The sequence below is a fragment of the Novosphingobium umbonatum genome, assembly GCF_004005905.1.
GTDB lineage: Bacteria > Pseudomonadota > Alphaproteobacteria > Sphingomonadales > Sphingomonadaceae > Novosphingobium > Novosphingobium umbonatum.
Genome location: NZ_SACO01000008.1, coordinates 1 through 26,026, shown reverse-complemented (window position 1 = coordinate 26,026; position 26,026 = coordinate 1). Strand labels below are relative to the sequence as shown.

23 protein-coding genes, 1 tRNA gene and 1 other RNA gene are annotated in these 26,026 nt (G+C 61.6%); 11 read left to right on the top strand and 14 right to left on the bottom strand.

From position 1 onward, the window contains the following. Positions 1-217 precede the first annotated feature (217 nt). Positions 218-292, bottom strand: a tRNA-Val gene (locus tag EOE18_RS11500). 126 nt (positions 293-418) lie between these two features. Beyond that, positions 419-793 carry a cell cycle two-component system response regulator CpdR gene (gene cpdR, locus EOE18_RS11495; RefSeq protein WP_127709638.1) on the bottom strand — a complete coding sequence of 125 codons (375 nt, stop codon included), beginning with the start codon at positions 791-793 and terminating at the stop codon, positions 419-421. Between the two features lie 139 nt (positions 794-932). Here cpdR and EOE18_RS11490 point away from each other — a divergent pair, with 139 nt between their 5' ends. Further along, positions 933-1,892 (top strand): N-formylglutamate amidohydrolase, encoded by a 960-nt coding sequence (locus tag EOE18_RS11490; protein ID WP_127709636.1) that lies wholly within the window; start codon positions 933-935, stop codon positions 1,890-1,892. Positions 1,893-2,224: 332 nt separating this feature from the next. On the opposite strand, the gene EOE18_RS11485 is transcribed toward EOE18_RS11490, so the two are convergent. Together EOE18_RS11485 and EOE18_RS11480 are read right to left on the bottom strand one after the other, a co-directional pair. Beyond that, complete coding sequence (locus tag EOE18_RS11485; RefSeq protein ID WP_127709634.1) at positions 2,225-3,010, bottom strand: SapC family protein; 786 nt, start codon at positions 3,008-3,010, stop codon at positions 2,225-2,227. 112 nt (positions 3,011-3,122) lie between these two features. Further along, a complete protein-coding gene (locus EOE18_RS11480; RefSeq protein ID WP_127709632.1) occupies positions 3,123-4,583 on the bottom strand; it encodes an FAD-binding oxidoreductase in 1,461 nt (486 codons plus the stop codon). A gap of 158 nt (positions 4,584-4,741) precedes the next feature. Between EOE18_RS11480 and EOE18_RS11475 the strand changes: the two genes are divergently transcribed. Both EOE18_RS11475 and EOE18_RS11470 read left to right on the top strand, forming a co-directional pair. Continuing rightward, positions 4,742-5,329 carry a hypothetical protein gene (locus EOE18_RS11475; protein WP_127709630.1) on the top strand — a complete coding sequence of 196 codons (588 nt, stop codon included), beginning with the start codon at positions 4,742-4,744 and terminating at the stop codon, positions 5,327-5,329. Positions 5,330-5,513: 184 nt separating this feature from the next. Continuing rightward, positions 5,514-6,956 (top strand): DEAD/DEAH box helicase, encoded by a 1,443-nt coding sequence (locus EOE18_RS11470; protein ID WP_127709628.1) that lies wholly within the window; start codon positions 5,514-5,516, stop codon positions 6,954-6,956. Positions 6,957-6,995: 39 nt separating this feature from the next. Here EOE18_RS11470 and EOE18_RS11465 read toward each other — a convergent pair whose 3' ends face one another. Continuing rightward, complete coding sequence (locus tag EOE18_RS11465; RefSeq protein ID WP_164852737.1) at positions 6,996-8,228, bottom strand: carbohydrate porin; 1,233 nt, start codon at positions 8,226-8,228, stop codon at positions 6,996-6,998. Between EOE18_RS11465 and EOE18_RS11460 the strand changes: the two genes are divergently transcribed. Continuing rightward, positions 8,227-8,487: a hypothetical protein gene (locus EOE18_RS11460; protein WP_127709624.1), complete on the top strand. Its 261-nt coding sequence runs from the start codon at positions 8,227-8,229 to the stop codon at positions 8,485-8,487. The genes EOE18_RS11465 and EOE18_RS11460 overlap by 2 nt on opposite strands. Before the next feature lie 15 nt (positions 8,488-8,502). Here the strand turns inward: EOE18_RS11460 and EOE18_RS11455 are convergent, their stop codons facing one another. From EOE18_RS11455 to EOE18_RS11440, 4 genes are all read right to left on the bottom strand, one after another. Then, positions 8,503-10,389 (bottom strand): methyl-accepting chemotaxis protein, encoded by a 1,887-nt coding sequence (locus tag EOE18_RS11455; protein WP_127709622.1) that lies wholly within the window; start codon positions 10,387-10,389, stop codon positions 8,503-8,505. A gap of 263 nt (positions 10,390-10,652) precedes the next feature. Continuing rightward, positions 10,653-11,732, bottom strand: coding sequence for a substrate-binding domain-containing protein (locus EOE18_RS11450; protein ID WP_246027406.1), 1,080 nt, complete (start codon positions 11,730-11,732; stop codon positions 10,653-10,655). An 84-nt stretch (positions 11,733-11,816) separates the two neighbouring features. After that, on the bottom strand, positions 11,817-12,572 hold the full coding sequence (locus tag EOE18_RS11445; protein WP_127709620.1) for an SDR family oxidoreductase: 756 nt from the start codon (positions 12,570-12,572) through the stop codon (positions 11,817-11,819). Further along, positions 12,569-13,129, bottom strand: a complete 561-nt coding sequence (locus tag EOE18_RS11440; protein ID WP_127709618.1) for an NUDIX hydrolase — start codon at positions 13,127-13,129, stop codon at positions 12,569-12,571. The genes EOE18_RS11445 and EOE18_RS11440 overlap by 4 nt, the downstream gene beginning before the upstream one ends. A 139-nt stretch (positions 13,130-13,268) precedes the next feature. On the opposite strand from EOE18_RS11440, the gene mscL reads away from it, so the two are divergent. Next, positions 13,269-13,700 (top strand): large conductance mechanosensitive channel protein MscL, encoded by a 432-nt coding sequence (gene mscL, locus EOE18_RS11435; protein WP_127709616.1) that lies wholly within the window; start codon positions 13,269-13,271, stop codon positions 13,698-13,700. A 53-nt stretch (positions 13,701-13,753) separates the two neighbouring features. Beyond that, positions 13,754-14,120: a transfer-messenger RNA gene (gene ssrA, locus EOE18_RS11430) on the top strand. A 49-nt stretch (positions 14,121-14,169) separates the two neighbouring features. Here ssrA and EOE18_RS11425 read toward each other — a convergent pair. Beyond that, positions 14,170-14,436: a hypothetical protein gene (locus EOE18_RS11425; protein WP_127709614.1), complete on the bottom strand. Its 267-nt coding sequence runs from the start codon at positions 14,434-14,436 to the stop codon at positions 14,170-14,172. 282 nt (positions 14,437-14,718) lie between these two features. Between EOE18_RS11425 and EOE18_RS11420 the strand changes: the two genes are divergently transcribed. Beyond that, entirely contained in the window at positions 14,719-16,866 is a 2,148-nt protein-coding gene (locus tag EOE18_RS11420; RefSeq protein WP_127709612.1) for a malate synthase G, read from the top strand. 20 nt (positions 16,867-16,886) lie between these two features. Here the strand turns inward: EOE18_RS11420 and rsmA are convergent, their stop codons facing one another. The 4 genes from rsmA to EOE18_RS11400 form a co-directional block, all read right to left on the bottom strand. Next, positions 16,887-17,711: a 16S rRNA (adenine(1518)-N(6)/adenine(1519)-N(6))-dimethyltransferase RsmA gene (gene rsmA / locus EOE18_RS11415; RefSeq protein ID WP_127709808.1), complete on the bottom strand. Its 825-nt coding sequence runs from the start codon at positions 17,709-17,711 to the stop codon at positions 16,887-16,889. 11 nt (positions 17,712-17,722) lie between these two features. Then, positions 17,723-18,730, bottom strand: a complete 1,008-nt coding sequence (gene pdxA, locus EOE18_RS11410; RefSeq protein WP_181953048.1) for a 4-hydroxythreonine-4-phosphate dehydrogenase PdxA — start codon at positions 18,728-18,730, stop codon at positions 17,723-17,725. After that, positions 18,730-20,076, bottom strand: a complete 1,347-nt coding sequence (locus EOE18_RS11405; protein WP_425464293.1) for a peptidylprolyl isomerase — start codon at positions 20,074-20,076, stop codon at positions 18,730-18,732. Before EOE18_RS11405 ends, pdxA begins: the two co-directional genes overlap by 1 nt. Before the next feature lie 248 nt (positions 20,077-20,324). Further along, complete coding sequence (locus EOE18_RS11400; protein WP_164852736.1) at positions 20,325-22,565, bottom strand: LPS-assembly protein LptD; 2,241 nt, start codon at positions 22,563-22,565, stop codon at positions 20,325-20,327. Between the two features lie 209 nt (positions 22,566-22,774). Between EOE18_RS11400 and EOE18_RS11395 the strand changes: the two genes are divergently transcribed. From EOE18_RS11395 to EOE18_RS11380, 4 genes are all read left to right on the top strand, one after another. Continuing rightward, positions 22,775-24,223 (top strand): leucyl aminopeptidase, encoded by a 1,449-nt coding sequence (locus EOE18_RS11395; protein WP_127709606.1) that lies wholly within the window; start codon positions 22,775-22,777, stop codon positions 24,221-24,223. A gap of 21 nt (positions 24,224-24,244) precedes the next feature. Then, on the top strand, positions 24,245-24,685 hold the full coding sequence (locus EOE18_RS11390) for a DNA polymerase III subunit chi (protein ID WP_127709604.1): 441 nt from the start codon (positions 24,245-24,247) through the stop codon (positions 24,683-24,685). An 85-nt stretch (positions 24,686-24,770) separates the two neighbouring features. Then, positions 24,771-25,193: a nucleoside-diphosphate kinase gene (gene ndk / locus EOE18_RS11385; protein WP_127709602.1), complete on the top strand. Its 423-nt coding sequence runs from the start codon at positions 24,771-24,773 to the stop codon at positions 25,191-25,193. 587 nt (positions 25,194-25,780) lie between these two features. Continuing rightward, positions 25,781-26,026: phage integrase N-terminal SAM-like domain-containing protein (locus tag EOE18_RS11380; protein WP_164852735.1), on the top strand; the 246-nt coding region annotated here is incomplete at its 3' end.

The window sequence follows — 26,026 nt, the reverse complement described above, 5'->3', positions numbered from 1 at the left end:
TGGATATTGCCCAAATCCCCTAGCATAGGTGTGGCGCGGCGCAAGGGCAGGTTTTGCGGGAGGGAAGGGTTATTTTGAAGGACTATTGATACCGACTTGCAGCATCAATAGGTGCGCCTGTGGTTTCTGCATGGCTTGCATGATCGAGGCATGGGCCTAACTGTTTTGAAGGCAACAAAAAACCCGCCTGATCCAATCGGATCGGCGGGTTTTTGAATGGTGGGCGTAGCAAGGATTGAACTTGCGACCCCTGCGATGTCAACACAGTGCTCTACCACTGAGCTATACGCCCACTCTATCAAGAGGCTGACCGGCTAGCTCGTTAAAGCGTGGTAGCGCCGGGCAGGTGCGTGCCATTAGCGGGGGTTCCGGATTCTGGCAAGCGGCTTTTTGAAAAAAAATGCAAGAGGGCGAAAAATCAGATGCTGGCCTGCGAAGGCAGGCCAAAAACGCGCTGCACCTCCAGCACCAGATCGCGCAGGTGGAAGGGCTTGGACAGCACCTTGGCCTGCGGGGCCTCGCGATTGGCCTTCAATGTGACGGCGGCAAAGCCGGTGATGAAGATCACTTTGGTTTGCGGGCTGATCTCTGCGCAGCGCTGCGCCAGTTCGATGCCGTCCATTTCCGGCATGACGATGTCGGACAGCAACAGGTCGAACCTTTCCCGTTCCAGCCAGGGCAGGGCCGCCGTGCCGCGGTCCACCGCCACCACATCATAACCGGCATTTTCCAAGGCGCGCGCCAGATAGCTGCGCATGGCAAGATCGTCTTCGGCTAGCAGGATACGGATCATGGGGCCTGTCTCTTCTTATGTGTTGCCACGCTTATAACGCGGTCTGCGTAAATTTTCCTGCCCCATTTTGCCTTTGTCGCTGACCGGTTTTGACACAGTGCTTTTGACACTGGCGCAAAACAGGGCCAATCTCGCCCCGATGAAACATGCAGAAGGCGAAAAGGATCCTCAAGGCGGCCTGCCTAAGCGCCAGTTGATAGGGCAGGGAGGGTTGATCCCCGCGGGTTCTGGCGATTTTGGCCATGCGTTTGAAGTGTTTGGTGATGAGCCCTCCGCCCTGCCGGTGGTCATCGCCGTGCCCCATGCGGGCCGAGCCTATGCGCCCGATGTGCTGGCATCCATGCGGCAACCCGAAATCGCGGCACTCAAACTGGAGGACCGTCTGGTCGATGCCTTGGGCCATGCCATCGCCAAGGCGACAGGCGCTGCCCTGTTGGTGGCGCGGGCGCCTCGGGCGATGATAGACCTTAACCGCCACCCGCAGGATGTTGATTGGGACATGCTGGGCCTGCCTGCGCAAGGCGTGCCGCCGATTAATGCCAGGGCGCGCAGCGGTTTGGGGCTGGTGCCCCGCCGATTGCCCGCGATGGGCGACATCTGGCGCGGCCGGATGACGCGGGACATGTTGGACGCGCGAATCGAGGGCATTCACCAGCCTTACCACGATGCCTTGAGCCAGATGCTGGAGGGGACTCGCCAGCGTTGGGGCGCGGCTTTGTTGATCGATCTGCATTCCATGCCGCCCTTGCCGCCGGAATTGGGCGGGACCAAGCTGGTGATCGGGGATCGCTTTGGTTCCTCTTGCCATCCCCTGCTGGTGGCGGGGGCCTTTGCGGCCTTGGGTGAAATGGGCTGCCCTGCCTTGCATAACCGGCCCTATGCGGGGGGCTATGTGCTGGACCGGCATGGCAGGCCCAAGCAAGGCCTGCATGCGATTCAGATCGAGGTGGACCGCGCGGCCTATCTTGATTCGCAGCTGCATGAATTGGGAGATGGGGCTGGCCCGATGGCGGATATGTTGACTCGCCTTGTGATGCGTCTGGCACGGGATGTCGCGCGGATTGGCGGCGATGACGCCTTGCCGCAGGCGGCCGAATAAGCAGCTGCCTTTTTGCATAAAAAAACCACCTCGCGGCTTGCGCGAGGTGGCCAAGGTTCAGGGAGGAGGTGCATAAATGCACCAAATCCAGACGGGCCATGAGGGAAGCACCGTCCGAACAAGATCAGTCTTACGCTGTCAGTTGCGGGCTTTCAAGCCCTGATCCATCGGTTCTGCATGATGAATTATCAGATTTCATCAAGTCATCGCGCCAAAATGGCATATTTCGACAAAATTGCGTAATACAAACAAAAACCCCGCCCGGACGAACCGGAACGGGGCCTTGTTAGCGCCACCAAGGGCGCCGGATTCGCAGAGAATCGGTTGGCCTATCAGGCCACCGGCTCAACCTGCGGCAGAGCCACAGGGCCCTTGCCCTGGGCAACCTGACGGGCGAAGATTTCGCGCATCAGGTCAAGGCTGAACAGATGTGCGAACAGCAAGGGCAGCAGGCCCGACTGGTTCCAGCCACGCAGCACGTCACCGCGCACTTCGCGCAGCTTGGCCTGATCGACCATCTGGAAACCGCGATAGACGAAAGGCTGGTCATTGCCTTCCTGCTGGATGCCCACTTCGCCTTCCATCAGCAGGCCGTGCTTCTTCAGCTCTTCGACAAAGGCAGCGCTGCGGGCGCCGGCTTCTTCAAAGTTTTCGCAGAATTGCAGCATGCCCTTGGTGGCTTCGGCGGGGGTTTCGCCGTCAAACAGCGGCGCGCCTTCTTCGCCTTCGCCCAGCAGATCGCTGGTGGGGTCAAAGCACAGCGACAATTCCTTGGCATCGGGGCTGAGGCGCGCCAGCAGGAAGGGATAGCGGCGGGCATAGGCGGGGACATAGGCGTCCTGCAGGAACTTGCCTTCGTCATCGACAAATACGTTCACGCCTTCGTTCAGGCCCATCAGCGCCAGCGGCACGGGCTGGTCGCCCGACGAGAACACGATGGGATAGTAACGCGCGGCCTGCGGGAATTCTTCCACGGTCAGCGGCACGGCATGCTGACCCACCAGCCACTTGGCCTTGTCGGTCGTGCGGCTCTTGAAATTGGCGTGGTCGCGGCTGTTGAGCGGCACGAGGTCATTGTAGAACAGCGGCAGGTCGGCGTTCTGCGGCGCGCTGGCCATGTGGGTACTCTCCGAAAGATGGGTCCGTTGTGGCCCCGAGACAAATGATGTGCAGGCTTTAAGCATGCCAGCGCCGCCGCGCAAGCGGGCGTTTTTACGCCATGCGCGCGTTTCAGGGGATCAGCTTGCCCGGATTGAGCAGGCCCAGCGGGTCCAGCGCCTGTTTCACGCTGCGTAAAAGATGCAGGCGGGCCGGATCGGCCAGTCGGGCCAGATCATCCACCTTCAATTGCCCGATGCCATGTTCCGCGCTGATAGAGCCGCCCCATTGCGTGACCAGATCATGCACCATTTCGCTGATCGCCTTGCCATCGCCTGCCTCCCATGCGGCGCGGTCGCTACCCTCGGGCGCTATGACGTGAAAATGCACATTGCCATCGCCCAGATGGCCAAAGGCCACCGCATGGCATCCGGGGAAGGCTTTGGTCATGGTGTCGCTGGCCGCCACGATAAAGTCGGGCATTTTTTCCACCGGCACGGCAATGTCATGCTGTTTGGCAGGTCCCTTGGCGCGTTCGGCCATGGGTACGGTTTCGCGGATGCCCCAAAAGGCCTCGGCCTGCGTTTCATTGGCGGCAATCGCCGCATCGCTCAAAAGGCCTTGTTCAAAAGCCTCGCCCAGCATGGCCTCCACGCGCTCGCCCAGAGATTCGGCCTGCGCCTGATCGGCCACCAGTTCGATCAGTGTGTACCACGGCGCCGCCGAATCGAGCGGGTTACGCGTATCGGGCGCATAGTCGAACACGGCTTCAAGGCTGGGGTGGGGGATCACCTCGAAACCCTCCAGCGCCTCGCCCATCGCGCCCTGCACATGCAGCAGCAGGCGGCGTGCGGCCTGAATGCTCTCTACCGCGGCCCATACCACGCGCCTTTCGGCCAGCGCGGGGATCAGCTTGAGCGTGGCCGCGGTCACCATGCCCAATGTGCCTTCAGAGCCGATGAAAAGCTGCTTTAAATCAAAGCCGCGATTGTCTTTCTTAAGCGGCGTCAGCGCGGAAAAGATTTGGCCATCGGGCAGAACCGCTTCCAGCCCCAGCACTTGCGCCACCATATTGCCATGGCGCAGCACCTGCGTGCCGCCCGCATTGGTGGAGATCAGCCCGCCCACCGTGGCCGACCCCTTGCCGCCTAGGGTCAGAGGAAAGCGCAAGCCCTGCGCCTCGGCTGCCTCGTGCAGATTTTGCAGCACCACGCCCGCGCCGCAAGTGACGCGGCGGTTTTCCAGATCGATGGCTCCGATCTGGTTCATGCGACGCAAGGATACCAACAGGCTGCGCCCCGATGCATCGGGCGTGGCCCCGCCCGACATGCCCGAATTGCCACCCTGCGGCACGATCGGCACGCGATATTCGACGCATAGCTTTACCAGCGCCGACAATTCCTGCGCATCGGCGGGCGAGGCCAGTGCCAGCGCCGCACCATGGTAACGCCCGCGCCAATCACTCAGCCAGCCCGCCATCACATCCCCATCCTGCGTCAACCCGCGCGGGCCGAGCAAGGCGGCGGCTTTTTCCAGAAAGGCCATGGAGCTAGCGGTGGTATCGGTTTGTGCTTGCAGGTGCTTGTCGGTCATGAACCGGCTATGGCATAAGCCAAGCGGGCGCGCCAAGGGGTATCAGGTGCAGCCATCGGGGGTTCAGCACTTGTTCAACGTGCCGGACTATGTTGGGGGCGACAGGGAAACAGATGAGGTTGACGGGTTAACGCCAAAGGCGTGGGCCGTGAAAAGCAATGGCAGGTATCACCTTACCCTTCCGGTGGGCAGGCGCTTTGCGTCTGAAGCCAAGGGCCGCGCTGGTGGGCGTGGCAATTGTCGTCGGTCTCGGCGGCAGTTGCTGTTTTGCGTCTCCGCTGGCGGATTGGGGCAGGGGGCTTTTGCATCGCATCCATATTCCCGGCGTCAATCTGGACTCGGCCGCCAAACAGGTGCGGATCCAGCAGCAATTTTCGATCCGCATTGGCCCTGGTGCGCCCGGAATGCCGCCCAATGTCCTGTTTGAAATGGAACAGATCGAGCGCCGCACCACCACCACCAGATTGGAAGAGCGCCCTTATGGCAGATGCCTGCCGGTGGGGGCGATTGCGGCGGTGCAGAATGCGCAAGGCAACCGGCTGTTGCTGATCCTGCGCGATTCGCGCGTGTTGACGGCGGGGCTAGAGAAGTCCTGCCGCGCCCATGACTTCTACTCCGGCTTCTATGTCGAGCGGAATGCCGATGGCCAGCTTTGCATCGAGCGGGACCAGATTCATGCAAGGTCAGGTGCCAATTGCCGCATCAGTGACCTGAAAAGCTTGGTGGAAGTGTCGGCCAAGCGTTAGGCTTTTTACGCCTCCGTGCCGAAATTCTTGACTTTTGCCGCATCTTGGGGCTAACGCGCTCTGCCGCCCTTTGCGGCTCAAGCTGCAATGCCCGCGCTGCCTTACATCTGGCTTGGCGGCGGTTATACTTTTCGGCACCCTTTGGGCGTGGATGCCGTCCTCCTATCCGGACATTTGTGATTTTATGAGTTTTGCCGAACTCGGCCTTTCCGAAGAACTGCTGCAAAGCGTCACTGCCGCTGGCTATGACACGCCCACGCCGATTCAGGCGCAGGCGATCCCCTCGGTGTTGATGATGCGCGATCTGATCGGCATTGCGCAGACAGGGACCGGCAAAACCGCCAGCTTTGTGCTGCCCATGATCGATGTGCTGGCCCATGGCCGCCGTCGCGCTCTGATGCCGCGCAGCCTGATTTTGGAGCCGACCCGCGAATTGGCCGCGCAGGTGGCCGAGAATTTCGAGAAATATGGCAAGAACCACGATCTGAAAATGGCGCTGCTGATTGGCGGCGTGCAGATGGGGGATCAGGTCAAGGCTTTGCAGGAAGGCGTGGACGTTTTGATCGCCACGCCCGGTCGCCTGATGGACCTGTTTGAACGTGGCAAGATCCTGCTGACCGGTTGCAATCTGCTGGTGATCGACGAGGCGGACCGGATGCTCGATATGGGCTTTATCCCCGATATCGAAAACATCTGCACCAAGCTGCCCGCCCAGCGGCAGACCCTGCTGTTTTCGGCCACGATGCCGCCGCCGATCAAGAAGCTGGCGGATCGTTTCCTGTCGAACCCCAAATATATCGAGGTTGCGCGTCCGGCCACCACCAACACCAATATTGTCCAGCACAAGGTGAAGGTTGGCGGCAAGCAGAAGCGCGAGGTTTTGCGTCACCTGTTGCGCACCGATAATGTGGGCACGGCGATCATCTTTGCCAACAAAAAGACCACGGTGCGCGAATTGGCCAAGAGCCTGAAGCGTCATGGTTTTGCCGCGGGTGAAATCCATGGCGACATGGATCAGTCGAGCCGCATTGCCGAACTGGACCGGTTCAAGGACGGTTCGATCAGCATTCTGGTCGCATCGGACGTTGCCGCGCGCGGGCTGGACGTGAAGGGGGTGAGTCATGTGTTCAACTTTGACACGCCTTGGCATCCCGATGACTATGTCCACCGCATTGGCCGTACCGGTCGTGGCGGGGCGTCGGGCCGCGCTTTCACCCTGTTTACCGAGGATGATCTGGAAGCGATCCAGAACGTTGAAAAGCTGACCGGTGGGCCGATCCCTGTCATGGTGGTCGATTTGGGCAAAGGATCGACGAGCCAGGCCGACGAGGCCAAGCTGGACAGTGACGATCGCAAAAGTTCCGGCCGCAACCGCCGTGACAAGGCGCCGCGCAAGGAGCCTGTGGCGCGTGAAGAGGCCGCTCCGGTCGAAGCCCGCGCGCCGCGCGAGGACCGTCCTGTGCGTGAAGAACGCCGTGAGGAGCGCGCGCCTCGCCGCGAACCGCGCCGCGAAGAAGCTCGCCGTGACGAGCGTTATGGCCGTTGGCGCGACAATGATCCGCCTGCCAAGCCGGGCGAATGGAACGGACCGATCCCCGAATTCCTTGCCGTTTCGGCCTTGAAATAATCTGCAAAGGGGCGCCCGACCAAGGCGCCTCTTTTTGCATCAGGGCAATAGAGTCACTCTCAGCCCGAACACCAGCGCGGAGGGGCGTTCCCGATCGCCGCCGGGGTGGGGCAGATATTGCAGATTGGGTTGCAGCACCACATGCTTGCCCCAAGGATGCTGATAGGTCGCCTCCAGCACCGTTTCATGGCCAAGGCTGGTACCTTCGATCCATGGCACGCGGGCATGGGCCACGGCCACGCCCAAGGAATCCTGCGGGAATTTCTTCCAAAAGCCCTGCGCGACCAAGCCGCCGCCGTAATAGGCGGTAATGGGCGCGGCGGCGCTCTTGCTGCGGCCATAACGCAGCCATGCGTCGAGATGGAAGGTCTTGCCCTCTGGCGCTTCGGTTCCCATGGGCACGCCCAGCAAAGTGCCCTCGGCCACAGCGAATTGGCCGCTGGCGCCATCGGTCAGGCCCGTTCCGTCGATGGTGGGCAAATGGGCGCTGTGGTGCCATCCGCCCACCGCTATCCGCCAACCGGGGCGGGTCCAGTCCAATTCTCCCATCACAAAGCGTCCGGCATCGCCCCCGCGCCGCCACACAATCCGCGTGGGATTTTCCGGATCGCCCGGTTGCCCGTCGAACAGGCCCACGCGCAGCTTCAATCCGCTGGCATCGTCTTTCAGAAAGCCGATCACGCCCAAGGCGCTATAGGGATTGGTGCCCAGACCATTGACGCCCGCCATCGACAGATCTGGCCCCATGCCATGCGATCCGTTCAAAAAGATCGCGCCGACATTCTGCTCATCAAAATCGGCGTTGGTGTCCATGATGCCAGCCTTGACGCCGAAATGGTCGCCCTGCCACATCACCCAGGCGTTGATCGGCCGCACCATCCGGTTGGCACTAAAGGCGCTGACGCCTTGCAGATCGCCCAATTGGCCGCTGATGCCCGGCCCATTATAGGCGGCCATCATCACATTGGCCGAAAAGCCCTTGGCGCCAAAGGCCTGCCCATCCACGGTAACCCCGACCAAGGCCAGCCCTGCCACCCCTTGCGCATGATGCACGCCGCCAAAGGTGGTTTGCCCGTCCATGGTCAAGGAAGCATCCCATGTCAGGGCTTTAATCCTTGGCGCGTCCTCCGTTCTTTCCTGCGTGGGAACTTCAAGCTTTGCTGCGCCTTCTGTACCACTTTGGGCCAATGCAGGGCTGGCCAGCGCCATTCCCGCAATGATACACCATGCCTGCTTGAACCTTAACGAGGCTTCTGCGATTCCCATGGGCATGAGCAAAACAACCCTTCTTTCGGCGATCATCGCCCTTGTAGCTTTCGCTCCGGCAAGCTTTGCGAATGTGGCGGTTGCCCCTGCCAATTCGGCTACGCCCGTCGTAAGCCGTGAAGCCGCACAGCCCCGTCCCGCCTGGTGCAATCAGGCCGGTTATCAGCGCCGCTTGCAGGGCGGCGTGCTGTCGGATCGTCAATTGTCGCGCTGCCGTGTGGTCAGCGCTCCGGCGCAGGTGGCTAAGGACCAGCCCGCGCCATAATCACTCCCTCGCGGTTCAAAATTCGCTCCAGTCATCCACCGGCGCAGCCATGGCGGTGGGTTTCAGGGCGAGGTTGCCCGAAATGGGCAACACATCTGGTTCTACCACCGGCATCGCAAAACTGGTTCGCCCGGTCATAGGCGCAACTGGAACGGGTGCCGGTGTGTAGGCCGATGAAGACATACTGGTCCGGCTACTGGTAAAGCGCTGGACCAATCCGGTCAGGCGGCGGGAATCTTCCTGCAAATGGCGCGCGGCGCCCGAGGTTTCCTCCACCATCGCGGCATTTTGCTGCGTCATCACCTCCATTTCGCCCACCGCGCCGCTCAGTGATTCCAGATCGCTGGCCTGCCCTGCGGTGGCCTCGGTAATGTCCTCGACCAGTTGCTTCAGGTCGGAAACCTTGGCGACGATGGTCGACAGGGCTTCGCCGCTGCTGGACACCAGTTTGACGCCGCGATCGACATGAGCGTTGGATTGCGCGATCAGGTCCTTGATCGACTTGGCCGCATCGGCGCTGCGTTGCGCCAGAGCGCGCACTTCATTGGCCACCACCGCAAAGCCTTTACCCGCATCACCTGCACGGGCCGCCTCCACACCGGCGTTGAGCGCCAACAAATTGGTCTGGAAGGCGATACCGTCGATCACATCGGTGATCTGGGTGATTTGGCCAGAGGAATTGGCCAGTTCCTTCATCGCATCGCGAGCCGCTGCGGCCACTTGCGAACCTTGCTCGGCCTCGATCTGCGCCGTATCGGCCCCGCCTTTCATATTCTGGGCATGGCCAGCGGTTTCGCGCACGGTTTGCGTCAGGTTGCGAATGGCGGCCAAAGTGGCCTCCAGCCTTGCCGCCTGCGTTTCGGTGCGATGGGCAAGGTCGGCCGAGGCGGAGGACAGTTCGGACGAGGCGGTCTGCACCGAATGGGCCGAATCGGCGACATCGCCCACCACCTGATCCAATTCGATCACCGCCGAATTATACATGTCGCGCAGGCTGTCATAATCGGCGGGGAAGGGGTTGTTGATGCGATGCTTGAGGTGCCCTGCGGCGAGCTCGCGCAAACCCTCGCCCAGCGAATCGACCACCTGTTGCTGGACTTTGGCTTCGGCAGCGGCCCTTTCCGCCACCAGCGCCTGAATACGTTCGACCGAGGTGACGATGGAGCCGATCTCGTCCTGCTTGTCGGCATTGGGCAGGACGGCGTTGAAATTGCCCTGTGCCATGCTGCGCAATCCATCATCCAATTCGCCCAAAGGCTTCAGGATGCGGCTGCGCGACAGCGAGTAAACGCCCGCACACATGGCCATGGCCAGCAAGGTGGTGACCGAGGCCAGCGCCCATCCGATTTTGGCGGTGTTTTCTCCTGCCTCCGTCGCGGCATTGGCGTCGAAATTGACGTCTTCGCCCGCGCTGCCCAGCATTTTGGTCATGGCATCGGCATCGGGCACAAGGCGGCTGTTAAAGTGATCGGTGGCTTGGCCCAGTTGGTTGGCCTTCAGATAGGATTGCCCGGTGGCCAGATCCTGTTTCACCTTGGCCCATAATTCCTTGGCCGCGCCAAAGCGTTTGCGGTCTTCATCGTCACGATAATAGGCAACATAGGCGGTGAATTCGTCGTCCAACCGCTTTTGCAAGGCGTTGGAGCGCCCGACCAGTTCATCCACCTGTTGCGGATTGGTCAGCAGCAGCATTTGCGATTGCACCTGCATCACATCGGCGGCCATCGTGTTCATCTCGCCCAGCGCCTTGACCGAAGGCATGCGGGCGCGGCTGATTTCCTCCAGGCTGCTGCTCATCGCGCTGATAGAATAAAGGAAGGAACCGCCAAGGGTCAGGCTTATGATGGCAATGAACAGGTTGATGCGGTTGAGTAGCGAGCGAATGGTTTGCGAAGGCATCATAATATGGCTGGCCCCTATCCGGCGTTCTCCCAGCTTCCATTTGTAAGTTTGGCAACCCACGCAGCCGAAAGCTTGCAAGCTCTATAGGGGGCAAAGCGCTTATATCCCGCCAATGAACCATCGGCAGTTCGACATGCGCCGAGCTTAATCCGCATGAAACCATAGTTCAGGGGGCATACGGAGTAAGTATTTGATTTAACCGGATAGGCGTCATGCACGCGTGAAAGCGTGCCGAAAAACTTGCACCAAAGGGTAGTTTTGCCTTAGCGGCGGCTGCTGCTGCGCGGCAAAAGGCGAACCGGCACGCGGGGCTTGGTTTCGGGCGTTTCGGCAATCACCGAGAGCAGGCGGTCCACCAGCACTTCACCGGCGGTCTGGAAGTCCGGCTCCACCGAGGACAGAGGCGGGGCCGAATGCGCACCGGCGCGGATGCCGTCAAAGCCGATCAGGCCCACCTGTTCGGGCACAGAAATGCCCTGTTCGCGCAGGACGCGCAAAGTACCCAGCGCAATTTCGTCACAGCAGGCGAAGATGGCGTCAAAAGGCTGGCCCGAACGGATCAGTTCCACCGCCGCGCGGCGCCCCTGTTCATCACGCGAGAGGCCTTCTTCAAAAGTGACAAGGCGCGGTTCCAGCCCTTGCTCGACCATCAATTCGGCATAGCCGTCATAACGCTCTTTGAACTGGCGCTGCGCCGAGGTTTGCGAGGCGATGCACACGATGTTGCGATAGCCGGAATCGAGCAAATGTTGCGTCGCCATCCGCGCACCGCCGACATTGTCCGACCGCACCCAATCCAGATCCTCATGCGGGCTACCCCAGCACACCAGATGCGCGCCTTCTTTGGCCAGATTGCGGAAATAGTCCCATGCTTCGGGGTTTTCGCTGGTGCCAATGACGATCACGCCATCGGCCTTGCGCTGTTCCTGATACAAGCCCCACAGGCGATCGGCGGCGCCCTGAAACGACACCAGCGTTTCATGGCGGCGGCGCGAGGCGGCAGCGCAGACGCTGCCCATCAGGGCGAAGTGGAACGGGTTGAAGTTCTTGATGTCCTCATCCGGACGGCAAATCACCACCACCGCCAGAGTGCCCGTGCGCCCTGTGCGCAGGCGTGCGGCGTTTTCATCCACATGGTAATTCAGCTTGGCGGCAGCAGCGGCCACACGGGCGCGGGTCGCCTCGCTGACCACCGGATCGCCGGCCAAAGCGCGGCTGACCGTGGACTGGCTGACACCGGCTTCGGCGGCCACGTCAAAGGAGGTCACGCGATAACGTCGCTTCGCCTTGGCGGCGGCGATCTTGTCGGCATCCATGGCGTCGAGGTAGCTATCGTCTCCCATAGCGCAGGCTTTGTCAGGCTTTGGGGGCACTTGTCCAGAGGCCATTGTATCCGTGACCGTGCAAAGCTTTGTTCCGCACGATCCTCAGCCCGCCGAAAGCCCGCCATCCAACCGCATTTCCGTGCCTGTCATAAAGCCGCTGGCAGGGCTGGCCAGATAGAGGGCGGCTTCCACCACATCTTGCGTTTTGGCGATGCGGCGGGCCGGAATATGCTTCGAAAGGGCTTTCAACAGCTCCAAACGGTCCATTCGCGGCGCAATCGCGTCCAGCATGGGCGTGTCGACATAGGCGGGCAAAATGGCATTGGCGCGGATGTTCCAGCCATGATGGGCGCAATGCAAAGCCACCGATTTGACCAAAGAAAGCAGTGCCGATTTTGATGCGCCATAGGCCGCCATATCGCCTCTGGCGGCCACGGCGGCGATGGAAGAGACGGCAATGATCGAGGCCTTAGCCGAATCACGTAGCAGGGGCAGGGCGGATCGGATGCCCAGAAAGGCCCCGTCGGCGTTGACGGCAAAGGCATGGCGCCATGCGGCAAGGTCCAGATCCTCCACCGATCCGCCCACCGGCGCACCGGCATTGCAGACCAGAATGGACAGGCCGCCCAGTTCTGCTTTTGCCATGGCTGTGGCGGCGGCCCAATCGCTCTCCCGCGTCACGTCCAGCGGGCAGGAGAGGGCGCCGATGTCCCGCGCCACCGATTGCGCGGCCGCCCCGTCCTTGTCGGTTACAAGCACCCGCGCACCGGCTGCGGCAAAGCCTTGGGCCATCGCCGCGCCAATCCCGCTGCCCGCACCCGTGATCAGCGCGGTTTGGCCGGTCAGATCGTGACTCACGCCAGACCCAGCAGATAGGGCGAGAGGAGGAGGAGCATCTTCACATCCACCGCCAGCCCTTCCGCGCGTTTGGCGGCGACGAAGGCGGGCAGGTCGGACAGGGGCACGCGATGGGTGATGATATCCTCATCATCCACGCCGCCGCCTTCGCCCACTTTGGTCAGATCATGCGCGCGCAGCAGGGTGAAGCTTTCCGAAACCATGCCGGGCGAGGAAAAATATTCGCCTAGCGACTCCATCCGTCCCGCCCGATAGCCGGTTTCTTCCTCCAGCTCACGATTGGCCGCTTCCAGAGCATCCTCACCCTCGCTGCCCTCGGTATCGCCGATCAGGCCTGCGGGCAGTTCCAGTGCAGGGCGGCCCAAAGGCACGCGGTATTGCTCCACCAACAGCACGTGATTGTCCGAATCAATGGCCAGAATGACGGCGGCGCGGATGTTGCGCGCGCGGCTGACATATTCCCAATTGCCGCGTTGTTTGGTGGTGATGAAGCGCCCTTGCCACACCACTTGCTCCTCGCTTTCGCGCCAGGTCTGGACAATTTTCTCGCGGCTCATGGGCATTTCCTTTGCAGCACAGGCCTTTGGGCAAACCATAGCTTTGGCCTGTGTGCAAGGGGAATGGGGTGGCGCTTGTGGTTAACCAAAGCCTATGGCAAGCATCGGGGAATATGCTTTTGCATCAAGAGGGGGATTTATGCTGCAAGAATTCAAGACCTTCATCGCGCGCGGCAATGTGCTGGATCTGGCCGTCGGTGTGATCGTGGGCGCCGCTTTCGGCAAGATCGTTGCCTCTTTGACCGATGACCTGTTGATGCCGGTGATCGGTGTGCTGACGGGCGGCATTGATTTCTCCAGCAAATTCATCCTGCTGGGTTCGATCCCTGAAAGCTATACGGGTTCGCCCACCGATTATGCCGCGTTGAAGAAGGCTGGCGTGGCCATGCTGGGCTATGGCAGTTTCATCACGGCGGTGATCAATTTCCTGATTCTGGCCTTTGTGATCTTCCTGCTGGTCAAGCAGGCGAACAAGCTGATGCCCAAGGCGCCCGAAGCCCCTGCCGCGCCTAGCGGCCCCACCGAAGTGGAACTGCTGGCCGAAATTCGTGATGCGCTGAAAAAGAGCTAAATCTCTGACACCTTGGCGTGTTGGAAGGGGGAGGAAGGCAAGATGCTTTCCGCCCCCTTTTCTTTTTCGAAATCGGGCCTATATGCGGGGGTGCCGGTTTCGACCGGCTATGGTGATAAATTGCGGCGTGCAATAGATGCAGCGGACCCGGGGGCGGTACCCGGCGGCTCCACCATCACTTTTTCCAGCTTTGTCTGGAAACTCCGTTGTCGCGGGGGTGTTGATGGGGCCGAACTAGGATCGACGTGTGTTGAAAAGCGCTGTTTTTACCCGGGCTGAGTAACCCGTATCAAGGCTCAAATCTCATAAGTGCCAACGACAACGAAGCACTTGCTCTGGCTGCGTAATTCTAGGCCTTAACGGGCTGAAGTTACAAACCTAGAACACGGTTGAACCCACCGGGTAACAGAAGGGAATTCGGGGGCTCGGGGGGAGGGCCTAGCAACAGAATCTCCCCCACCTGATAGGATCAGGCGCGGCGGAAATCGCCCTCCGGCATAATCGCTCCAGACATCGCCTTTTCCCGCGCTTCATAGCGCAGGCAGTCGAGCATCTTGCCCCCGGCCAGAAAAACCGAACCCGTGCAGGCCAGAAACAGCAATTTGCCGCCAATGCCCGGATATTGCCCCAAATAGACCTGTCCGCGCTGCACCGCGCCATTGGCCAGCGCAAAAATCACCAGAAACGCTTCGGTCCGAGTCTTGATGACAAACAGGCGGCGGATATTGCGCAACATGGGTCTGGCTTTCCTGTGGCGACTCTATCGCGCCCTTGCTGATGTCTCTTTTTGGACAGAGCGGGGCGACGTGCAAGACTTGGAAAGAATTGATTAACCATATTGCGTGTCAGAGTTGGACAAATGGGACATGCGGCCCGTGGCGCAACAGCACACTTGCCAAGCGGGGCAGGATGAGTCATAAAAAGCATCGGTCGCCTCCTCCCCGGTGTGTCCATTCAAACTGTGTTGCCTGCGCTTGGGCTTAGTCCGGCGCGCCCTGTTGGAATGAGGATAAGACCTATGCCTGCCACCCATGACCAGCCATTGAACTCCAGCCTGTGCGAGCGCGCCGGTCTGCGCGTGGATGCCGCGCTGGCGCATTTCGTGGAAGAAAAGGTTCTGGCGCCGCTGGGGCTGGATACCGCCGAATTCTGGACCGGCTTTGCCGATCTGCTGGCCCGTTTCACGCCGCAGAACCGCGCCCTGTTGGACAAGCGCGATGCGTTGCAGGCCGCGATTGATGGATGGCACAACGCGCATCAGGGCGTTGTCGATGCCGCGGCCTATCGCGCCTTTTTGCAGGGCATTGGCTATCTGGTGCCTGAGCCTGCTCCTTTCACCGTTTCCACGCAAAAGGTTGATGCCGAAATCGCCACTATGGCGGGGCCGCAACTGGTTGTGCCGGTTCTCAACGCGCGCTTCCTGCTCAATGCCGCCAATGCGCGCTGGGGCAGCTTGTATGACGCGCTCTATGGCACGGACGCGCTGGATGCGCCTGCGGCCAAGGCGGGGGGGTATGATGCCGAACGCGGGGCGGCGGTGGTTGCTGCCGGTCGGGCTTTTCTGGATCAGGCGGTGCCGCTGGCAGCCGGGTCTTGGGCCGATTGGGATGGTGGCGCGCTGACGTTGGCCGATCCTTCGGCGCTGGTTGCGCGTCGGGGCGATGGTTTGCTGCTGCGCCACAATGGCCTGCATATCGAAATCCGCCTCGACCGCACCCATCCGATTGGCGCGACTGATCGCGCTGGCATTGCCGATATCGTGCTGGAAGCGGCGTTGACCGCGATTGTCGATCTGGAAGATTCGATCGCGGCGGTCGATGCGCAGGACAAGCTGGCCGCCTATGCCAATTGGCTGGGCCTGATGCGCGGTGACTTGACCGAGACTTTTGCCAAGGGCGGCAATACGATCACCCGCGCTCTGGCGCCCGATCGCGTGTGGACGCTGGACAATGGCGAGCAACTGACGCTGGCGGGGCGCAGCCTGCTGTTCGTGCGCAATGTCGGCCATTTGATGACCAATCCGGCCATCCTGCTGCCCGATGGCAGCGAGGTGTTCGAAGGGCTGATGGATGCCGTGATCACCAGCGCGATTGGCGCGCAGGATCTGTTGGGGCTGGGCCAGTTCCGCAACAGCCGCGCAGGCAGCATCTATATCGTGAAGCCCAAGATGCATGGGCCGGAGGAAGTCGCCTTCACCGGCGCCTTGTTCGATGCGGTCGAGGATCTGCTGGGCCTGTCGCGCCATACGATCAAGGTTGGCGTGATGGATGAAGAGCGCCGCACCAGCGCCAATCTGGCCGCCTGCATTGCAGCGGTGAAGGAGCGGATTGTCTTCATCAACACCGGCTTCCTTGACCGCACGGGGGATGAAATCCACACCTCGATGCGGGCAGGGCCGATGCTGCGCAAGAATGCGATCAAGGCCAGTCCCTGGATTGCCGCCTATGAGGCGCGCAATGTGGGTATCGGCCTTGCCAGCGGGCTTTCGGGCCGCGCGCAGATTGGCAAGGGCATGTGGGCCGCGCCGGACCAGATGGCCGCGATGCTGGAGCAGAAGATCGCCCATCCCATGGCGGGGGCCAATACCGCTTGGGTGCCTTCGCCCACGGCGGCAGTGTTGCACGCCACGCATTATCACCAATGCAATGTCTTTGTCCGTCAGGGCGAGATTGCCGCGCAAGCCATCCCCGATCTGGCGCCTTTGCTGACCATTCCCTTGGCCAACACCGCCCCTTCGGCCGCCGAACTGGCCGAGGAACTGGACAATAATGCGCAAGGTCTGCTCGGCTATGTCGTGCGCTGGATCGATCAGGGGGTTGGCTGTTCCAAGGTTCCGGACATCCACGATGTCGGCCTGATGGAAGACCGCGCCACTTTGCGCATTTCCAGCCAGCATATCGCCAATTGGCTGCTGCATGGCTGGGTCAGCGAGGCGCAGGTGATGGACTCGCTGCAACGCATGGCCGCCAAGGTGGATGCCCAGAACGCGGGCGATGCCGAATATGAGCCGATGGCGGGTCGCTGGCAGGAAAGCTTTGCCTTCCGCGCCGCTTGCGATCTGGTGTTCAAGGGTGGTGAGCAGCCCAATGGCTACACCGAGCCTTTGCTCCACGCATGGCGGCGGGCGAAGAAGGCGGCTTTGGCAGCTTTGGTGCCTGCGGAGTAAGCGGGCCAGCAGCGCGGGTGTTAAGCGCTTAGCACCCGCGCAATGCTGACAAATTCGGCGACGCTTAAAGTTTCGGCGCGGCGGGCGGCATCAATGCCCAATGTCTCCAACGCCGCCAAAGCACCGGGAAGGCCTTTAAGGCTTTGCCGCAGCATCTTGCGGCGCTGACCAAAGGCGGCCTCGGTCACACGCTCCAGCATGCGGGCCGAGACGCCTTCGGGCATGTCTTCGGGCGTGACATGGATGATCGCGCTCATCACCTTGGGCGGCGGGGTGAAAGCGCTACGATGCACTTTCATCGCGATCTTGGGCTTGGCGCGCCATTGGCTGAGCACCGCAAGGCGGCCAAAGGCATCGCTATCGGTGCCCGCCACGATCCGCTCGGCCACTTCCAACTGGAACATCAGCGTCAGCGAGGTCCAGCGCGGCGGCCATGCCTCGCCCGACAACCAGCCCGTGAACAGGGCCGTGCCCACATTATAGGGCAGGTTGGCAAGGATGGCATAGGGTTCATCGCCAAACAGGCTGGCATGGTCGATCTTGAGCGCATCGCCCTCGATCACCGTCAACTGGCCGGGGAAAGCCTCGCCCAGTTCAGCTAGCGGCGCCATGCAGCGCTTGTCCATCTCAATCGCGGTCACCTTGGCACCGGCGCGCAGCAAGGCGCGGGTCAGGCCACCGGGGCCGGGACCAACCTCCAGCACATTTTTGCCCCGCAAGGTGCCGGGGACGGCGGCAATGCGTTTGAGCAATTGTTCGTCGAACAGGAAGTTCTGGCCCAACGCCTTGGTGGCGAACAGGCCATGCGCGTTGATTACCTCGCGCAGCGGCGGCAGATCGGGCAGGGGTGTCTCGTTCATGCGGCTTTCTCGCGGCGGCGGGCGCATTGCGCGGCCATGCGGATGGCGGCCACAGTGGCGCCTACTTCGGCCTTGGCTTGGCCTGCAATGCCAAAGGCGGTGCCATGGTCGGGCGAGGTGCGGATGATCGGCAGGCCCAGCGTGACATTGACGCCTTGGTCGAAATCCAGCGCCTTGATCGGCACCAAAGCCTGATCGTGATACATGCAAAGGGCTGCATCAAATGTGGCACGACCGCGCGGGGCAAACAGTCCATCGGCGGGATGCGGGCCGGTGGCGTCAATTCCTTCGGCACGCAAAGTAGCGATGGCGGGGGCGACAATGCGCTGGTCCTCGTCACCAAAGCGGCCATCCTCGCCCGCATGCGGGTTCAGCGCGGCAATGGCCAAACGCGGATGGGCCAGCCCGTAATCACGCTGCAGGGCGCGGGCCACAATGCGGGCGCGGCGGGTGATCAAATCCTGCGTCACCAGCGAGGGCACTGCGGACAAGGCCACATGCACCGTCAGCGGCACTGTGCGCAGCGAAGGCCCCGCCAGCATCATCACCGCATCCTGCGCCTCTACACCGCAGGCATCGGCCACAAATTCGGTCTGCCCCGGGAACGCAAAGCCAACCTCGGCCAAAAGCGATTTGGCAATCGGACCGGTCACCAGTGCGCTGGCGTCGCCCGAAATGGCCAGAGCAGTGGCCTGTGTCAGGCTATCGAGCGCCAGTTGCGCGCCAGCCTTGCAGGGCTGGGCCGGTGCATAATCGCCATCGATCGCGCCAAACACGGGCAGGGCGCGGGGGAAGACAGCGGCCACTTCCTCCAGCGAGGAGACCTGCACCACCGGCACATCCAGCCCGCGCTTCTTGGCCGCTGCCGCCAGCAAGCGCGCTCCGCCGAGCGCACAGAAAGGGGCCAGCGAATGAACATCGCGGGCAAACCACGAGGCGACAATCAATTCTGGCCCAACGCCCGCCGGATCACCCAGCGATAGCACCAGCGGCTTTGATGGCATCAATTATACTCGATAATCGCGTCGCGGCGAAGGTCGCGCATATACATCTGGGCACGCTTGTTGACGCGCTCGTCTTCCATCTGCGCCATCGTGTCTTCAAAGGTCGGTTCGTTGGCGGCCTTGGGATCTTCGCGCCCGCACAGCATCAGCATGCGGATGCCTTCGGTTACGCTGCCAAAGGGCGGGGTGCTGTCACCCAGACCCAGCGCCAGCAAGGATTGCTGCAAAGGCGTGGGCAGATCGCGCACGCGGATCTGGTCATTGGCCACCACTTGCGCGCCGATCTTGGCGGCGACAGGGTCAACCCCGCCGCAGCCCTTGGCACCTTTGATCGCGGCGGAAAATTCCTCGATCTTCTTGTTGGCATCGGCCTCGGAAATTTTGGGCGGCAGGGTCAGCGTGATCTGCTTCAAGGCCAGCAGCGCATCGCGAGGATCGGCCATCAGCACCTGACGCTTGTCCACCATGAACAGGATCGAGAAACCGCCGCGCAATTCGATCGGGCCAACCAATTGCCCCGGCGACATGTCGCGGGCAGCCGCCGCCAGTTCGGGTGGCAATTGCGCCAGACGCAGCCAGCCAAGGTCACCGCCCACCGCCTTGGTGGTGGCTTCGGAATATTGACGGGCATAGGCGGCAAAGCTGCCACCTTCGCGCAACTGGGACATGATGCGGTTGGCATTTTCCGAAACCATGGCGCGGGCATCGGGCGCAGCGCTCAGATAGATTTCGCCAAGGTGATATTCTTCCGTGCCCTTCGACGCTTTCAGGCGCTCGAGCACTTCCTTCACTTCCTGTTGGGAAACGTTGATGAAGGGCTGCACATTGCGGCGCAGCACGCGGTTCCATGCCAATTCGCCGCGGATCTGGCGCTTCAAGGAAGCAGGCGAGGAGCCGATACGCGCCAGATAGGCGTCGAGCGCAACCACGTCCTGCTTGAAATTGTCGTTGGCGACGCGGGCATAGGTGCCCTCTACTTCGCCTTCGTCCAGCTTGATGTCGGCATTTTTGGCTTCCTGCATTTGCAGGGTTTCGTCGATCAGATTGCGCAAAACCTGCGCGCGCAGGCGTTCGATTTCATCCTCGGGCACCTTGCCACCATTGGCGGCCAGAATCAGCGCCAGACGCTGGTTCACATCGGTGCCGGTGATGATATCGCCATTCACGATGGCGGTTGCGCGGCGCAGATTGGGATTGTCCTTGCCCAGCATGGTCACCTTGGGCCCGATGCCGAAAGCATTGGTCGGTGCAGCTTCCGGCGCGGCGGCGGGGGCAGCAGCTGCGGGTGCCGCCGGAGCTGCAGCCTTGGGCGCAGGCGCGGCGCGGCGTGTGGCAGCATCGGCCATCGAGCCTAGCACCATCGAAGAGGCACCCACCATCAACAGCGCGGGAGTGAACAACCGCCGCAGCGGGAAACCAGCTTTGCTCTTCACTTGCATACCTTGCCGTCGATCCTGTTTATGCGCGTAGCAAGACTACCCGCTTTATTCTGTGCTGCGCCATGCAGGCTGAACCCAGCCTTGCCCATGTTGCATTTTTGCCGCTCTTGCCCTGCGATAGCGACTTTGATGGCCGCTGCCAATGGCCAGAAGCCTTAATGGAAACCCAGATTGCGCAGCGAGAAGCGCAGTTCAAAACTGCTGCCCTTGGCCGCGTCGCCGATGGTCACATAGTCGCGCCGCCAATTGACATCGAACTGGAAGCAATCGGACTGGAAAGACACGCCAAGCCGGGAGCGCAAGGGCTGGAACGAGGAGATTTGCGTTCCCGCCACCAGACTGTTGCCCGACAGGTCGAACACGCCCGAGCCGAACACCGACCAGTAACGCGCAAGTGCGATTCGTCCGGCAGCGCGCAACTCGTTGCTGTCACGCAAATCTTCCAATCCAGAGGTGATCTGGCGGTTCAGGCGCGCATAGCCGACCTCGGCATAGGTTTTGTCATCGCCAATCGCGGCGTCCAGTTCCACGCGGCGGATCGAGAAATTGTTGTGGTCGAGGCGGTAGCGATGGGTGATCTTGAAGAAATCACGATAGCGGATTTCGTTGCGGCCCACGATGTCCGACATGCGATCCGACAGGCCGGTGCCCTGCGGCAACAGTGTGGGTTCGCTCGACAGGCGATAGCTTTGCGCGATTGTGCTGTTCACCCTCCAGCGCGGGCGTTCCAATTGCCATTCCATGCCATAGGTCATGCGCTGGCCATCCTCGATCCGGTCATAGCCGGGGAAGCGGTTGAGCGCGAAGATATTGGTGTCTTCCAACTCGATGGCGCGGGCGTCCTCGTTGGGGATGGCCATGTTGCGGGTGGGGGCGGTGGACACGATCTGGATATGCGGGGTCAACACCTGCGTGCCGCCCAAAGCCGCGCCGACAAAGGGCCATGTGATGTCCACCGCGCTCGTTGCCGTAACGCGGCCCTGCCAGCCTGCGGTGCCGCGATAGATCTCGGTGCTGGTCAGATAATTGTCGCTGGAGTGATAGGCGTCCGCGCGGGCCAGCGCGGTCAGCGTGACGATCTGGCCCATGGGCGTGATCTTGCGCAGGCTCCATTGCGCGCTGGTAAAGGCGCGCTGGGTGTTCTGGCCCGCGCTGCGGCTGATGGCCAGACTGTTGGCCTGCAATTCGATGGTGCCGCCCAGCCAATTATCCTTCAACCGGCGGCGATAATCCAGCATGGGCAGGGCGATTGGCACCAGCCCTTGCGTGCCGGTGGTCCGCATCGTCTGGAACGCCCAGCCCGAGAGCGAGAAATAGCTTTTATCGTCAATATGCTCCAGATTGATGGTGGAGCGTAAAGTGTCGTCGCTGTTGATGTAATAGCGGCGCAGGAAGGTGCGGTCAGAGGCAAAGCGGCCCGAGAAATCCACGCTCCATTTGTCGGACAGCTGGAAATGGCCATTGGTGTCGAAATAACCGCGCCATTGCTGGCTGGTCGCCCCGCCGCTGACCGAGGTGGCGGTCGAGCGGGTGAGATAGCCGGTCATCTGATAGGCGCCCTTGTCCACCAATGCACGATAAACCACGCGGGCCATCGGTTGCACCTTGGTAAAGGCATAGCCGGTGATGGCCAGATCGCGGTTGGCGGCCAGGCGGGCGTAATATGTACTGGCGACTTCCAGCCCGTTATTGGCCGAAATGCGCGCGTCAGGCACCAGAAAGCCGGGCAGGGCGCGGCCATCGGTGGCGATGGTCAGATTGGGCAGCGGCACAATCGACACGCCAAACAGCGACAGCCTCGCGCCCTTGAAGCGGACCAGCTTGGTCTTGGGGTCATAGACCACGCTGCGGGCGGTGACTTTCCACGTCGGACTTTTGGAGCAGCCTTTCTCGTCCACCACATCGCAGCCGGTATAGGCCGCCTTGGTCATGACAAAGCGCCCGTCTGCCTCGCGCCGCCCTTCATTGGCGGCCAATCGCCCGCCCTCGCGCATCAGCATCAGCATATTATGCGTCATGCCCAAAGCCAGATCGTCCGACAGTTCCATCTGTTCGGTGATCAGCTCGTTGCCCTCGGCATCCACCACGCGCAGATTGCCCTGTGCGATGATCTGCCCCGTCTTGCGGTTCCAGCGCACCGTGCTGGCGCGCACGGTCTGTTCGCCACGCCGCAGGAAGACATTGCCTTTGGCGGTCACCACATCGGCGGCATCGTCATAGACCACCTCGTCGGCGGCGAAATCGATCAGCTTCTTGTCGAAAACCGGACGCGGAGGCGGATTGGCCGGATCGGTGCGTTGGGCATCATCGCGAGTCAGCAAGGGAGTCGATGATTGCACCGGCACGCCTGCTGCGGTTTGCGCATGGGCGGCCGATAGGGGCGTCATGGCCAGCATAGGCGCACCTAATGGCGCGCAGAGCAGCCATCTCTTGCACCATTGGCGTGAAGGGACGGGGCGGGCCAGCGGCAAAAGCGGCATTTGTAACCAAAGGGCAGGCAGCATGACTTGCCTATCGCAGAGGGGATGCCTAACTGCAATCCATCTAGGCGCTGTTTTGACCTCGGTCCGTCGCAGCGTATGTTCAGGGTTCGACAGGAGTATCTATGCAGATCACCTTTGCTTCCGCCGCCGCGCCTTCGGCTGATGTTGTGGTGCGCCTTGTGCATGAACAGGGTTGGGATAGCGGGGTGGATGCAGTCCTGCTGGCCGCGGCCAAGGCTGCGCGCTTTGCGGGTAAGGCTGGGCAGTTGGTGGAAAGCTTTGCGCCTGCCGCCGATGGCGCGGCGCGCGTGGCGCTGTTGGGTGTGGGTAAGGCCGATGCCGATGATCGTCAGGCCTCGCTGGAGAAGGCGGGGGCGGCGGTGGCGGCCAAATATCGCACTGGCGGCGTGGTGTCGCTGGCGCTGGATGTTGCAGGTTTGAATGCTGCCGAAACCGCCAGTGTGCTGTTGGGCCTGCGCCTGCGCCTGTGGAAGCAGGACGGCTATCGCACCACGTTGAAGGATGATCAGAAGGCCTCGCTGGAAAACGTCACGGTGCTGGGCGCTGGTGAGGGCGCAGAGGCGGCGTGGGAAGCGACCAGCGCCGTGGCCGAGGGCGTGGAATTCACCCGCGAACTGGTGACCGAGCCTGCCAATGTGCTTTACCCCGAAACTTTCGTGGAACGGGTGCGCCAGCGTTTTGCTGGTACCGGCGTTGCCATCCGCGTGCTGGATGATGCCGAGATGAAGGGGCTGGGCATGAACGCGTTGCTGGGCGTGGCGCAGGGATCTGTGCGGCCCGCCCGCCTGCTGGTGCTGGAATGGAAGGGCGGGGCGGAAGGCGCTGCTCCTCTGGCCTTTGTTGGCAAGGGCGTGACCTTCGACACTGGCGGCATCAGCATCAAGCCTGCGGGCGGCATGGAGGATATGAAGTGGGATATGGGCGGCGCGGGCGCTGTGGTGGGTGCGATGCTCACGCTGGCGCGTCGCGGGGCCAAGGCCAATGTGGTGGCCGTGTGCGGTCTGGTGGAAAACATGCCCGACGGCAATGCCCAGCGCCCCGGCGACGTGGTGACCTCCATGTCCGGCCAGACGATCGAAGTGATCAATACCGATGCCGAAGGCCGTCTGGTGCTGTGCGATGCGCTGACCTTTGTGCAGCGGGAGTATAAGCCCGCCAAGATCGTCGATCTGGCCACGCTGACCGGCGCGATCATTGGCGCGCTGGCCTTTGAATACGCCGGCCTGTTCAGCAATGATGATGCTCTGGCCAACAGCCTGACGGATGCAGGCAACACCAGCGGCGACAAGCTGTGGCGTTTCCCGCTGGGTGCGGTTTACGACAAGATGATCGACAGCCCGATTGCCGATATGAAGAATGTCGGCGGCCGCTTTGCCGGTTCGATCACGGCGGCGCAATTCCTTGCCCGTTTCATCGACAAGGGCACGCCTTGGGCGCATCTGGACATTGCGGGCACCGTTTGGGCCGACAAGCCCGGCGCGACATGGGACAAGGGCGCGACCGGCTATGGCGTGCGCCTGCTGGACCAATTCGTGCGGGGCGCGGAATAAGGCGCAGGGCAGGCCGCCCCGATGCAAACCGACTTCTACCTTCTGGAGCAAGGCGGGCCAGAGCGCGCCTTGGCTCCGCTGGCGGGCAAAGTGTTGGCCGTTGGCGGTCGGCTGCTGGTGGTCGCCGAGGAAGCAGCGGAGCGTCAGCGCCTGTCCCAAGCACTTTGGCAGGCCAGCGGCACAAGCTTTCTGGCCAATGATGTGGCGGGCGGGGCGCATGATGCCCGCCAGCCTATTTTGATCTCCGACCGAATCGAGCCAGCCAATCAGGCGCGCTTCCTTGCCCTTGCCGATGGCATCTGGCGCGAACCCGACGCGGGGGCGTTTGACCGCGTGCTGCTGGTGTTCGGTCAGACAGGACGCGAGGCCGCGCGCGAAACATGGCGTTTGCTCAAAAGCCGCGAGGGCTGGGAATGCCGCTTTTTCCGGCAGGAGCAGGGCCGCTGGCAGCAAGCGGGTTGATAGGCGCGGGCAGAGGCGCTAGGGCGCGCGCCATGGGGCGGCGCAGCCAGCAATGCCCGATTATGCCAACGCAAGGAATATCACCATGGCGGTTACCCGCACCTTTTCGATCATCAAGCCCGACGCTACCCGCCGCAACCTGACCGGCGCCGTCACCAAGATGCTGGAAGAAGCCGGCCTGCGCGTGGTGGCTTCCAAGCGCATCCAAATGACCAAGGAACAGGCTGAAGGCTTCTATGCCGTCCACGCCGAGCGTCCCTTCTTCAACGACCTCGTTTCCTTCATGATCTCCGGCCCCGTGGTCGTCCAGGTGCTGGAAGGCGAAGACGCCGTGAAGCGCAACCGCGACATCATGGGCGCCACCAACCCCGCCAACGCCGACGCTGGCACCATCCGCAAGGAACTGGCCGAATCGATCGAAGCCAATTCGGTCCACGGTTCGGACAGCGAAGAAAACGCCGCGATCGAAATCGCCTATTTCTTCAAGCCCGAAGAGATCGTCGGCTAATCCTTTAGCCCGACTTTTGCTTTCAACAACCGCCGGATGGGGATGCCTTTCCGGCGGTTTTTGTTGTGTGCCGTTTGCGTGTGTTTTGGGGGATTTTTGCCTCCGGCGGGCAAAGGGACTCGTCCCTTTGCAATCCCGTTAATGAATTAACTTTTTGCCGGAATTGTGGGAGTGTTTTCTAATCAATGGCTTGCGTGATTGTGTTTTATGCAAGTTGATAAAACACAAGCGCAGAGCCTGTTTTTTCTTAAACCCGTACCAACCATGAGAAAGAGCGCCACGAGTATGACGCCCTTTGATGAAGTAGGACAGGGGGAGGGGGATGGTTTGGCGTTATGATGCCTCCGGCGGGCAAAGGGCGGGGGCCCTTTGCAATCCCTGTAATGGGTGGTGCGAGGGAGGCTGCGTTGGGTCAGCGATTTAGCCCGCTTCGCGGGATGGGCGGGAATTGGGACGAGTACGAACCCGCTGGCGCGGGAGTGGTGCTTTCCTTGAGGTCAGGCCAGTGATCGGCGGTCTGGGTCTAAGTTGAGATCTGGCCCGAGTAGGCAGACCATTGCGGCTCCTTTCAACCAAGGAGTCGTACTATGGCCAGTGTTCAACTTGATGCCCCAGCCAGTTCCCTGCGTCAGCGCATGATCGAAGACATGAACATGCGCCGGTTCACGCGGAAGACCCAGTTCGATTACGTGCGGCATGTCGCGAGGTTCGCCACATATCTTGGGCGTCCCCCCGATACTGCGACGGTAGAAGAACTCCGGCAATTCCAGGTCGAACAGCGCGAGGCGGGCATAGGGATCCCGACCATGAACAGCATCGTTTCTGCGCTGCGC

Bases quoted from the DNA above. Each gene is read 5' to 3' on its own strand.
- cpdR (WP_127709638.1), bottom strand. From the start codon at position 793: ATGATCCGTATCCTGCTAGCCGAAGACGATCTTGCCATGCGCAGCTAT.
- EOE18_RS11490 (WP_127709636.1), top strand. From the start codon at position 933: ATGAAACATGCAGAAGGCGAAAAGGATCCTCAAGGCGGCCTGCCTAAG.
- EOE18_RS11485 (WP_127709634.1), bottom strand. From the start codon at position 3,010: ATGGCCAGCGCGCCGCAGAACGCCGACCTGCCGCTGTTCTACAATGAC.
- EOE18_RS11480 (WP_127709632.1), bottom strand. From the start codon at position 4,583: ATGACCGACAAGCACCTGCAAGCACAAACCGATACCACCGCTAGCTCC.
- EOE18_RS11475 (WP_127709630.1), top strand. From the start codon at position 4,742: ATGGCAGGTATCACCTTACCCTTCCGGTGGGCAGGCGCTTTGCGTCTG.
- EOE18_RS11470 (WP_127709628.1), top strand. From the start codon at position 5,514: ATGAGTTTTGCCGAACTCGGCCTTTCCGAAGAACTGCTGCAAAGCGTC.
- EOE18_RS11460 (WP_127709624.1), top strand. From the start codon at position 8,227: ATGAGCAAAACAACCCTTCTTTCGGCGATCATCGCCCTTGTAGCTTTC.
- EOE18_RS11465 (WP_164852737.1), bottom strand. From the start codon at position 8,228: ATGCCCATGGGAATCGCAGAAGCCTCGTTAAGGTTCAAGCAGGCATGG.
- EOE18_RS11455 (WP_127709622.1), bottom strand. From the start codon at position 10,389: ATGATGCCTTCGCAAACCATTCGCTCGCTACTCAACCGCATCAACCTG.
- EOE18_RS11450 (WP_246027406.1), bottom strand. From the start codon at position 11,732: ATGGGAGACGATAGCTACCTCGACGCCATGGATGCCGACAAGATCGCC.
- EOE18_RS11440 (WP_127709618.1), bottom strand. From the start codon at position 13,129: ATGAGCCGCGAGAAAATTGTCCAGACCTGGCGCGAAAGCGAGGAGCAA.
- mscL (WP_127709616.1), top strand. From the start codon at position 13,269: ATGCTGCAAGAATTCAAGACCTTCATCGCGCGCGGCAATGTGCTGGAT.
- EOE18_RS11425 (WP_127709614.1), bottom strand. From the start codon at position 14,436: ATGTTGCGCAATATCCGCCGCCTGTTTGTCATCAAGACTCGGACCGAA.
- EOE18_RS11420 (WP_127709612.1), top strand. From the start codon at position 14,719: ATGCCTGCCACCCATGACCAGCCATTGAACTCCAGCCTGTGCGAGCGC.
- pdxA (WP_181953048.1), bottom strand. From the start codon at position 18,730: ATGCCATCAAAGCCGCTGGTGCTATCGCTGGGTGATCCGGCGGGCGTT.
- EOE18_RS11405 (WP_425464293.1), bottom strand. From the start codon at position 20,076: ATGGCCGATGCTGCCACACGCCGCGCCGCGCCTGCGCCCAAGGCTGCA.
- EOE18_RS11400 (WP_164852736.1), bottom strand. From the start codon at position 22,565: ATGCTGGCCATGACGCCCCTATCGGCCGCCCATGCGCAAACCGCAGCA.
- EOE18_RS11395 (WP_127709606.1), top strand. From the start codon at position 22,775: ATGCAGATCACCTTTGCTTCCGCCGCCGCGCCTTCGGCTGATGTTGTG.
- EOE18_RS11390 (WP_127709604.1), top strand. From the start codon at position 24,245: ATGCAAACCGACTTCTACCTTCTGGAGCAAGGCGGGCCAGAGCGCGCC.
- ndk (WP_127709602.1), top strand. From the start codon at position 24,771: ATGGCGGTTACCCGCACCTTTTCGATCATCAAGCCCGACGCTACCCGC.